Origin of the sequence: Pseudomonas sp. HMWF021 (assembly GCF_003061005.1) — a bacterium.
GTDB lineage: Bacteria > Pseudomonadota > Gammaproteobacteria > Pseudomonadales > Pseudomonadaceae > Aquipseudomonas.
On record NZ_QAIK01000191.1, the window covers coordinates 1 to 8,875 of the forward strand.

The 8,875-nt window shown below is 61.8% G+C and carries 9 protein-coding genes; 4 read left to right on the plus strand and 5 right to left on the minus strand.

Going from position 1 to position 8,875, the window contains the following annotated elements:
* Nucleotides 1-236: 236 nt before the first annotated feature.
* Nucleotides 237-758, minus strand: a complete 522-nt coding sequence (locus tag DBR18_RS27505) for a DUF4142 domain-containing protein (protein WP_007968820.1) — start codon at nucleotides 756-758, stop codon at nucleotides 237-239.
* Nucleotides 759-963: 205 nt separating this feature from the next.
* Here DBR18_RS27505 and DBR18_RS27510 point away from each other — a divergent pair, with 205 nt between their 5' ends.
* Together DBR18_RS27510 and DBR18_RS28460 are read left to right on the plus strand one after the other, a co-directional pair.
* On the plus strand, nucleotides 964-1,206 hold the full coding sequence (locus DBR18_RS27510; RefSeq protein WP_003225561.1) for a YdcH family protein: 243 nt from the start codon (nucleotides 964-966) through the stop codon (nucleotides 1,204-1,206).
* Nucleotides 1,207-1,314: 108 nt separating this feature from the next.
* Nucleotides 1,315-1,479, plus strand: coding sequence for a hypothetical protein (locus DBR18_RS28460; RefSeq protein ID WP_177482446.1), 165 nt, complete (start codon nucleotides 1,315-1,317; stop codon nucleotides 1,477-1,479).
* A 133-nt stretch (nucleotides 1,480-1,612) separates the two neighbouring features.
* On the opposite strand, the gene DBR18_RS27515 is transcribed toward DBR18_RS28460, so the two are convergent.
* From DBR18_RS27515 to DBR18_RS27530, 4 genes are all read right to left on the minus strand, one after another.
* Nucleotides 1,613-2,689 (minus strand): SMP-30/gluconolactonase/LRE family protein, encoded by a 1,077-nt coding sequence (locus DBR18_RS27515; protein WP_108592705.1) that lies wholly within the window; start codon nucleotides 2,687-2,689, stop codon nucleotides 1,613-1,615.
* Entirely contained in the window at nucleotides 2,686-3,831 is a 1,146-nt protein-coding gene (locus DBR18_RS27520; protein ID WP_108592706.1) for an SRPBCC family protein, read from the minus strand. Before DBR18_RS27520 ends, DBR18_RS27515 begins: the two co-directional genes overlap by 4 nt.
* Before the next feature lie 112 nt (nucleotides 3,832-3,943).
* On the minus strand, nucleotides 3,944-4,807 hold the full coding sequence (locus DBR18_RS27525; RefSeq protein ID WP_108592707.1) for a LysR family transcriptional regulator: 864 nt from the start codon (nucleotides 4,805-4,807) through the stop codon (nucleotides 3,944-3,946).
* Between the two features lie 837 nt (nucleotides 4,808-5,644).
* Nucleotides 5,645-7,363 (minus strand): hydrogenase maturation protein, encoded by a 1,719-nt coding sequence (locus DBR18_RS27530; protein ID WP_108592708.1) that lies wholly within the window; start codon nucleotides 7,361-7,363, stop codon nucleotides 5,645-5,647.
* 294 nt (nucleotides 7,364-7,657) lie between these two features.
* On the opposite strand from DBR18_RS27530, the gene DBR18_RS27535 reads away from it, so the two are divergent.
* Both DBR18_RS27535 and DBR18_RS27540 read left to right on the plus strand, forming a co-directional pair.
* Entirely contained in the window at nucleotides 7,658-8,167 is a 510-nt protein-coding gene (locus DBR18_RS27535; RefSeq protein WP_108592709.1) for a sigma-70 family RNA polymerase sigma factor, read from the plus strand.
* Nucleotides 8,164-8,875 (plus strand): FecR domain-containing protein (locus tag DBR18_RS27540; protein ID WP_371921169.1); only part of this gene is annotated, 712 nt, incomplete at its 3' end. The genes DBR18_RS27535 and DBR18_RS27540, both read left to right, overlap by 4 nt.

Consider the following 8,875-nt stretch of genomic DNA (forward strand, 5'->3'; position numbering starts at 1 on the left):
CGCCCACCCTGCCCAAGGGCGACAGCGAACAAGCCCAGAGCGCTGACCCGGCGGTGGACCAGAAAAACACCCACACCGACAACGACAACGAGTTCAGCCCCGGCTTCGAGCCTCAACCTGATCGTGCAAAGCCCGGTGAAGAAACCGACGCCGATATCGATACCGACGGCGGCTAGGCAACATTGAAACGACAAAAGGCCGCATTCGATGAATGCGGCCTTTTGCTGTACGGCGTCTTACTTGCTTGGGTGTTTGGCTTGCAGCTCTTTGGCGGCGGTCAGGTGTTTTTCCAGCGCCGGGAGCATTTTCTGGGCAAAGGCTTTCAGTTCGGGGGCGCCTTTGACCTTGTCGTCGGTCACGGTGTTGGCTTCTTTCTTGAACAGCTCGATGGTTTCTTCGTGAGCCTTGACCTGGTTGTTGGCGTAGGCCGCATCGAAGGATTCATCGCGCATGTCGAGAATCTTTTCCTTGGCCTGCTTGACCAGGGTGGTGGAGTCCGGGACCTCGATGTCATTGGCCTTGGCAATGCTGGCCAGCTCATCGTTGGCCTTGCTGTGGTCGGTGATCATCATGTTAGCAAAAGCCTTGATGTCAGCAGACTGGCTTTTTTCCAGGGCCAGGCGGCTGGTTTCGATCTCCGCAATGCCGCCCGCTGCGGCGTTGTCGACGAAACTGTTGGAAGTGGCAGCGAAAGCACTGCCCATGCCGGCACTCAGGGCGACAGCCAGAACGAGATGACGCAGGTTGAATCCGTCCATTGGTTTTTCTCCACGCAGGTTTTTGTGAGCGTTATTCAATGGAGAGAATGCGACGACCAAAGGTTTTATCGTATTTGCGACAGGGCGACGAACGGCCACCGCTGGTCTGACAGGAGGTCGACAGAACGGCTCGACCAAGGCCATTCTGATAACGGGCCAGCGCAATCGGTCGCGTTGGCTGCCGATCAACTGACGGAGGTGTTCCATGCCGGTGACTCATGACCTGTATCAGGATTTGAAGCTTACGAAGGAAGAGATCCAGCAAAAACGCACCGAGGATCCATTTCTGGATGCACTGATCAACAAGTATTCCCAGGCGGACGCCGAAGTAGTCAAGGCCGAGACGGCGACCTCGGATGCACCCAGCGATGACACACTGAAAAAACTCAAAGAGAAACGCTTGCAGGTCAAAGACAAGATCGTCGCGCAGTTGCAGGCTCGATCCTGACCGTCAGTCGCGTCACCGACGCTGGTTGGTGAATTGACTGGAACGACAGCCACCAACGGCACCTCGAATGTAAGAGCCTTCATTCAATGACTCTTTGCGAGGTGCCTCATGAACACACCCAGATTCCCCAGTGAAGAGCAGGGCGGCTTCGACCCGGTGCCCACGCACCCGGAACCCAATAGCCCGGCGCACACCACTACTTTTCCCGAAGAGCCGAACGAGGATCTTCCTGAAGACGAAGATCCGGACAAGTTCGACAGATCGGGCAACTGACAGACCGCTATCGCTGGCAAGCCAGCTCCCACAAGGTTTTGGGTGAGCCGACAGATGTCGGATACCCGGAAATCCCTGTGGGAGCTGGCTTGCCAGCGATGGCGTCAGTCATTCCTGCACACATCCAGCAGGCTCACTTCAACGCCTCAGCCAATGGCAATCGCGCCATGTGCGTTGCCTTCAGCGACCCCAGGTACAACCAGTCCCCATATTCGCGCGCCGTGGTGATCGGCGAGTAATTGCCGCTGCTGGCGTCCTGCAGATTGGCGATCACCTTGCCCTCCAGATCCAGCCCCAGCACGAACCCGCGTTTTTCCACCGGTTTGGGCAAAACCGTCAACGCGCGCACGATCATCTTGCGCAGCCACGGATGTCCGGCAGTGCCATCGAGCAAGGCGCTGCGCGGCGCGTAGAGCGCGACCCAGAAGCGATTGCTGCCATTGAATGCGAGGTTGTCGGGTAGCCCGGGCAGGTTGTCGATGAACAGGTCATGAGTCCCGGCCTTTGGGCCGCTCAGCCAGTAGCGGCTGATGCGGTAGGCGCCGGTTTCGTTGACCAGCACGTAGGCGTCATCCGGGCCGAGGGTCACCCCGTTGGCGAACTCCAGTTTGTCCAGCAGCACGCTGGTCTTGCCGGTCTGAAAGTCGTAGCGCAGCAGGCGCCCGTCACCGCCGTGCTCGATGATCGCCTCACCGTCATGGCCGTAGCCCCAGCGGCTGCTGGCATCGCTGAAGTAGGCGTAATGCCCGGACTTGTCGATCGCCACATCGTCGGTAAAGCCAAAGGGCACACCGTTGGCCTCGGTGGCCAGAGGAATCAATTGGCCCTGGGCATCCAGTGACAGCAGGCCTTTGACCCCATCGGCGACCACCAGCAAACCGTTGGGATGTCGCGCCAGGCCCAGCGGCCGGCCGCCAGTGTCGCTCAGCACCTGACGTTGTTTGCCATCGAGGCTGGTGCGGATCAGTCGCCCGTCATGCAGGCCGGTGATCAGATAGTCACCCTCCAGCAGCAACGCTTCAGGGCCGTCGATATCACCGGGGCCGATCTGTTTTGAGGCTTTGAGCCTGTGGTTTTGCGCGTACACGCCGTCACTCAGCGACGGTGCGGCCGAAGGTTTCCATGCCACTGGCTGAACCTTGGTCGGCATCAGCAGCAAAAACGCGATGACGAGGATGATCAGCAGCAACAGCACCCGCCGCAGCCTCATGAATGTTGCCCCGTCAGCGTCAGGTGCCTGAGCGCCTTGTCACGCAGCGCCTGCATCGAAGTGGCCGATTCCCGCTCGATACGGCGCTTGAGCAACAACAGATTGGCCAGGCGCATGCCCAGCCCGTCGAACTGATAATCCAGTGTGCGCACGAACCGCGTGCCAGCGGCTTCGGCCGTGCATTCGTAGGTCAGCAGCAACGACAAACCATGATCGCCACGCGCCCGTGCACACCAGCGCCGGCCAGGCAGGTATTCGCTGACCTCCCAGCGCAAATGGCCGGCGCGACCGCCGGCGTGGATGTCTTCTTCGAAGCGCGCCCCGGCATGCAGCGGGCCTTGCGGGCCGTCGATTTTCAGCGACGAGGGGTGCCACTCGGGCCAGTGGTGGACGCTGGCGGCGTAGCGGAGCACGGCAATCGGCTCGCCGGCGATATCGATCTGGTGCTGCATGCGGGTCATGGTGGGTCTCGAATGGCGCAACGGGGTGGGTTGTGGCTCCCAGTACAGGGTGCCGAACAGGTAATCCATCAGCGGGAAGACGATATTGAAATTGCGTTCCTGCATGCGTTCGCGGCGGTGATGCAGCTCGTGCAGGTGACGCATCTGGCGGATCCATGGCAGGCGGGTCAGCGGATTGTTCGGCGGCAGGTGCTCACACGCATGAAATACCTCGTAGGCCAGATAGCCCAGCACCATGCAGCCGCCGAACAGCCCGGCGACATTGGTGTTGACCTGCGCGAACAACCACCACAGCGGCAAAGTGAAAACCAGCGTGTGCACGACGATCAGCCAGGCCGGAAACAGGATCACCCGCCAGTCGCGGGCGCCGTCATAGGTCATATGCCCGGGGGTGAAAAAGCTGTGATGGTCACCGGCATGTCGTGCATAGAACATCCGGGCGAACGCTTTTTTGTGGTGGCCGAGATGGCGATGGACCATGTACACGCCAAAGTTGAAGAACAGCAGGGTCAGCGGCACGCTCAGCCATTCCATTGGCCGCACGTGTTGCACACTGCTCCAGAATGCGCCGATCGCCAGCGCGCCAAACAGCAGCACGAAAGCGCCGTGCAGCCACGGGTTGTAGAGCGGATGGATGGCCGCGCGGTAACGGCTGCGAAATGCCTCGGTGGTCTGCCTCACTGCGTTCACCTGTGGGTATTGTTGTTATACCCGGCAGATTAGCCGATCCCGCCGTTTGTGCAGCCCGGACCTTGAGGTCACTTGCGCCATGCTCCGGTGTAAAGCGGCCGATTCAGCTCAGCGGGTTCCAGCGTTGCGACCAGTCGTCATCGGTGTCGATCACCTGGCGCAGCAGGTCGAAGGCCTGTTGCAGCGTGGCTGAATCGCGTTCGCGGGCGTACACGAGGTAGGTCGGGTAGCCGAATTCCGGGGCCTTGGTCACCGCTTCCAGCGCGCCGCTTTCCAGATAGCTGCGCACTACGCGGGTGCGGAAATAACCGCTGCCGCCATGTTCCAGGATGTATTGCAGGGCCAGCGGGCCGAGGTTGAAACTCAGCGCGGCTTTGGCCTTGTCGGGCAGGGCGGCGTCGTGCTGGCGACGGAAATCCGGCCCCCAGTCGATGTAGACGTAGGGATCCGGGCGGTTCGGTGCGCGCACCAGAATCAGTTTTTCTTCCAGCACCTGCTCGACTTGCAGGCCGGGCCAGTATTCCGGCTGATAGACCAGCGCGGCATCGAGCACGCCGAGTTCGAGCTGGCGCAACAGGTTTTCGCCGTCGCGAATTTCCATGCGCAGGGCATGGCCGGGGATGTGCTCGCGCAGCTGCGCGGCCCAACTGAGCATCAACGGGTTGCACAGGCTGACTTCGCCGCCGATGTGCAGCACGTTGTGATAGCCGTCCAGCAGCGGCAGGTCGCGCCGCGCGGCTTCCCAGGTCTGCACCAGTTGATTGGCGTAGACCACGAAAGCCTCGCCATTGGCGGTCAACTTTGCGCCGGCGCGGTTGCGCACGAACAGTGTGCTGCCCAACTGGCTTTCGAGTTTCTGCACCCGGGCGGTGATCGCCGTCTGCGTGACGAACAGCTTCTGCGCCGCCGCAGCGAGGCTGCCGTGACGGACGATTTCCAGAAAGGTGCGGGCGAGGTCGATGTCCATGGGCGGGCCGGAGTCTGAGGTGCGGGCATTGTAAGTGCCGGCTTGCTACCGCGTCATCGTTCATCGCGAGCAGGCTCACTCCCACAGGGGGTTGTGTCGTTCGCGAAATCGATGGCCACCGCAGAAACTTGTAGGAGCGAGCCTGCTCGCGAATGCGGTCTGCCCGCCAAACCAGCATTGCCTGACCCACCGCCATCGCTGGCAAGCCAGCTCCCACAGGGTCCTGCGCTGCTCATCGATTTCACGAACGACACGAAACCCTGTAGGAGTGAGCCTGCTCGCGATGGCGGTCTGCCTGCCAAACCAGCATTACCTGACCCACCGCCATCGCTGGCAAGCCCGGCTCCCACAGGGTTCTGCGCTGACCATCGATTTCGCGAACGACACAGAACCCTGTAGGAGTGAGCCTGCTCGCGATGACGGTCTGCCTGCCAAACCAGTACCGCCTGACCTACCGCCTTCGCTGGCAAGCCAGCTCCCACAGGGTTCTGCGGTGGTCATCGATTTTGCGAACGACACGAAACCCTGTGGGAGTGAGCTTGCTCGCGATGGCGGTCTGCCTGCCAAACCAGCAGTGCCTGACCCACCGCCTTCGCTGGCAAGCCAGCTCCCACAGGGTTCTGCGGTGGTCATCGATTTTGCGAACGACACGAAACCCTCTGGGAGCGAGCTTGCTCGCGAATGCGGTCTGCCTGCCAAGCCAGCATTACCTGACCCACCGCCATCGCTGGCAAGCCAGCTCCCACAGGTTTTACGTCGTTGACAAGTTCTGTGAACGCCGCAGTAACCTGTGGGAGTCTGGCTTGCCAGCGATGGGGCCGTGGGAGTCGCTGAAGATCAACCCGCCAACTCAACCTTGCGCACCCGCGCCCAGTCTTCCACCAGCCGTGCCGGTGTGCCGCAGGCCTTGCGCTTGTAGACGAAGTGGCTGCATTTCTCGGCGAACTGGTTGCGGTTGTGGAGCATGTCTTCCTGCATTTCCTGCAGTTCGCTATCCCGGCATTGCTGGATCAGCACCTGATCGACCCGCAATTTGCGTTCACGCACGGCGGCATAGGTCGGATCGGTCAATGCCGCGTTGGCCCGTTGCAGCAGCCACAGCGAAAACTCGTCCGGGCAGCGCGGGCCGATTTCCTGGACCATGCCCAGTTGCAGCGCCTGCGTGGCACTGACCGGCAGACAGGCCTGGGTCAGCTGCTCCGCCATGGCCGGACCCACCGCGCGCGGCAGGCTGTAGGTCCAGTACTCCGAGCCATACAGGCCCATGCTCTTGTAATGCGGATTGAGCACGATGTCGGCGCGGGCAAACACGATGTCGGCGGCCAGTGCCAGCATCACGCCGCCGGCTCCGGCATTACCGGTTATGCCGCTGACGACCAGTTGCCGGGCGCTGAGCAGTTCGGCACAGACATCGTCAATCGCCTGAATATTCGCCCAGGCCTCGGCGCCCGGGTCCTGCGCGGCCTGAATCACGTTCAGGTGCACGCCATTGGAAAAGCTGCCGCGCCCACCCTTGATCAGCAGCACGCGAGTATCCCGGGACTTGGCCCAGCGCAACGCCTGGACCATACGCTGACACTGTTCGGTACTCATCGCGCCGTTGTAAAACTCGAACGTCAGCTCACCGACATGCCCCGATTCACGATAGCGAATCGGCTGATACGCCTCGTCGCTGAACGGCTGGCTGGCAATCGACCAGTCAAGCGTCGGCACGTCGGCCAATTGCCCGGCCAGCACATGCCGCGCCGGTTGCTTGAAGGTTTCTTCACCGGGAAGCGGTTTGCGCCGCAACGAGCCGATCCACAGGCTGTGATCACCGGTGGCGACCAGCACGGCGTCGTCGTGCACCGCGAGGATCGTGCCGGGAATGCCGGTACGTTGATCCAGGTGCGCGTCGTACACGTAATACTGCCCGCCAGCCAGACTCGCCAGAACCCCGGGCTGACCATCAGCCGCATCGATGCAGCGTTTGATGAAGCGCGAGCAGTCGTGCCAGCTGAAGGTGCGGTCGTCCTGCTTCATGTTCGGTTGCAGGCGGCCACGGACTTTCGGATCGCTGTAATCCAGTGGGACCGGAACGAAACCGTCGATGAACTTCTCGACCACTTCACGAATGCACAGCATTGCCGCATCGCTGACCCGACCGTTGTACAGCTCGGACTTGCGCAGGCCCGACGGCAGATTGAATTCGCGGGTGGCCCACACCGGGCCGGCGTCCATTTCCTCCACGGCCTGCAGGGCAGTCACGCCCCAGCGGGTCAGTTCATGGGTGATGGCCCAGTCCAGCGCACTGGCGCCACGATCGCCGACGATCCCCGGATGAATGATCACTACCGGACGCTTCGCGTCGCTCCACAGCGCATGGGGCACGCGGTCCTTGAGGAACGGGCAGATCACCAGATCGGCGCCGCTGTATTCGATCTGTTCGCACACCGACGCCTCGTCGGTGAACACCACAACGCTGGGCGAATGCCCGGCCTGACGCAGTTCCAGCCAGGCGCGTTGGGTCAGGCCGTTGAATGCCGAGGACAGCAGAATAATCTTCAGTGATCGCATGGTTTTCTTCCTTGAGGGACAGCCGCGGGCTCCCGGTGAGCCGTCCTTGGCTTTCGATGGAGCGCGCAGGTTAGTCAGTGCCTGCGCGCAGGCAACTGACCAGGGTCAACGTTGTGTCAGTCAATATTTCCGTGGCGACGGAACGCCTTATTCTCAATGGTTTGATTATCCTGATTTTTTATTACTTCAAATGTAAGCAGCGCTATTGCACAGTCGCCCCTGATCAAGAGCCGGACGATCCCGGCAGAACGACGGTTTTTCGCAGCGGGTGGGACCCGTTTCAGGGAGCAAGACATGGGGGATGTTCAGAACCCGCATTACCGGTTGATTGGGCAAATGTTCCAAAAGGACTATCGCTGGCTGTGCGCTGCTGTTGGCCGCACGCTGGGTTGCCCGCACAGCGCACAAGACATCGCCTCGGAAACCTTTCTGCGGGTGCTGGCCCTGCCGGACCCGAGCGCCATTCGTGAGCCAAGGGCACTGTTGACCACCATCGCCCGGCGGCTGGTCTATGAAGGCTGGCGCCGCCAGGATCTGGAGCGCGCTTATCTGGAAAGCCTGGCGCTGGCGCCGGAACCGGTACATCCATCGCCGGAAGAACGGGCACTGGTGATCGAGGCGCTGCTGGCGGTTGATCGCTTGCTCAACGGGTTGTCGGCCAAGGCCAAAGCGGCGTTTCTCTACCATCAGCTCGACGGTTTGACCTACAGCGAAATCGCCCAGCAACTTGGCGTTTCCACCAGCCGCGTGCAGCAATACATGGTCGAAGCCTTCAAGCGCTGCTATCAGGCGATGCAGGCATGAGGCCGGACGACGCGGTGATCGATGAGGCGGCGCAGTGGATGGCGCTATTGCAGTCCGGCGAAGCCAGCGCCGGCGAGCGTGCGGCGTTTGAAGCGTGGCGCGCGGCTGATCCACGGCACCAGCGAATCATCGAACAAATGGGCGGCGGTCTGAACCTGCTGCGCCATCCGACCTTGCGCGGGCTGCCGCGCAACAGTTTGCTGCACAGCCTGAACGCACCCTCGAGTCGCCGGCGTTTTGTCAGTGGCAGCTTGAGTGTGCTCGGCATCGCTGTGCTGGCCGGGTTGCTCGGGCGCCGATATGGCTGGTTGCCGGAAGCCGGGGAGTTGGCGACCGGCACCGGCGAACGGCGCAATTTCACCCTGGAAGATGGCAGCGCGCTGAGTCTGAATGCGCGGACGCGGGTGGTGGCGCAGTTCGACGCGGTTCAGCGCCTGCTGGCGTTGCGCGCGGGAGAATTGGTGGTGGATGTGGCGAAGGACCCAGCGCGGCCGTTCGTGGTTGAAACCGGGCATGGCCGGATGCGTGCGCTGGGGACCAAGTTCCTCGTGCAACAGAACGACGATGCTACCCGGCTGGTGATGCTGCATTCGCAGGTCGAAGTGGTCACCGCCGGCGGTGCCCGGCAAGTGGTGGGGGCGGGGGAGAGCGTGTTGTTCAACGCCCAGGACATTCTGGCGCTCGAGCGCAGCAACGGCCAGGAAAGCG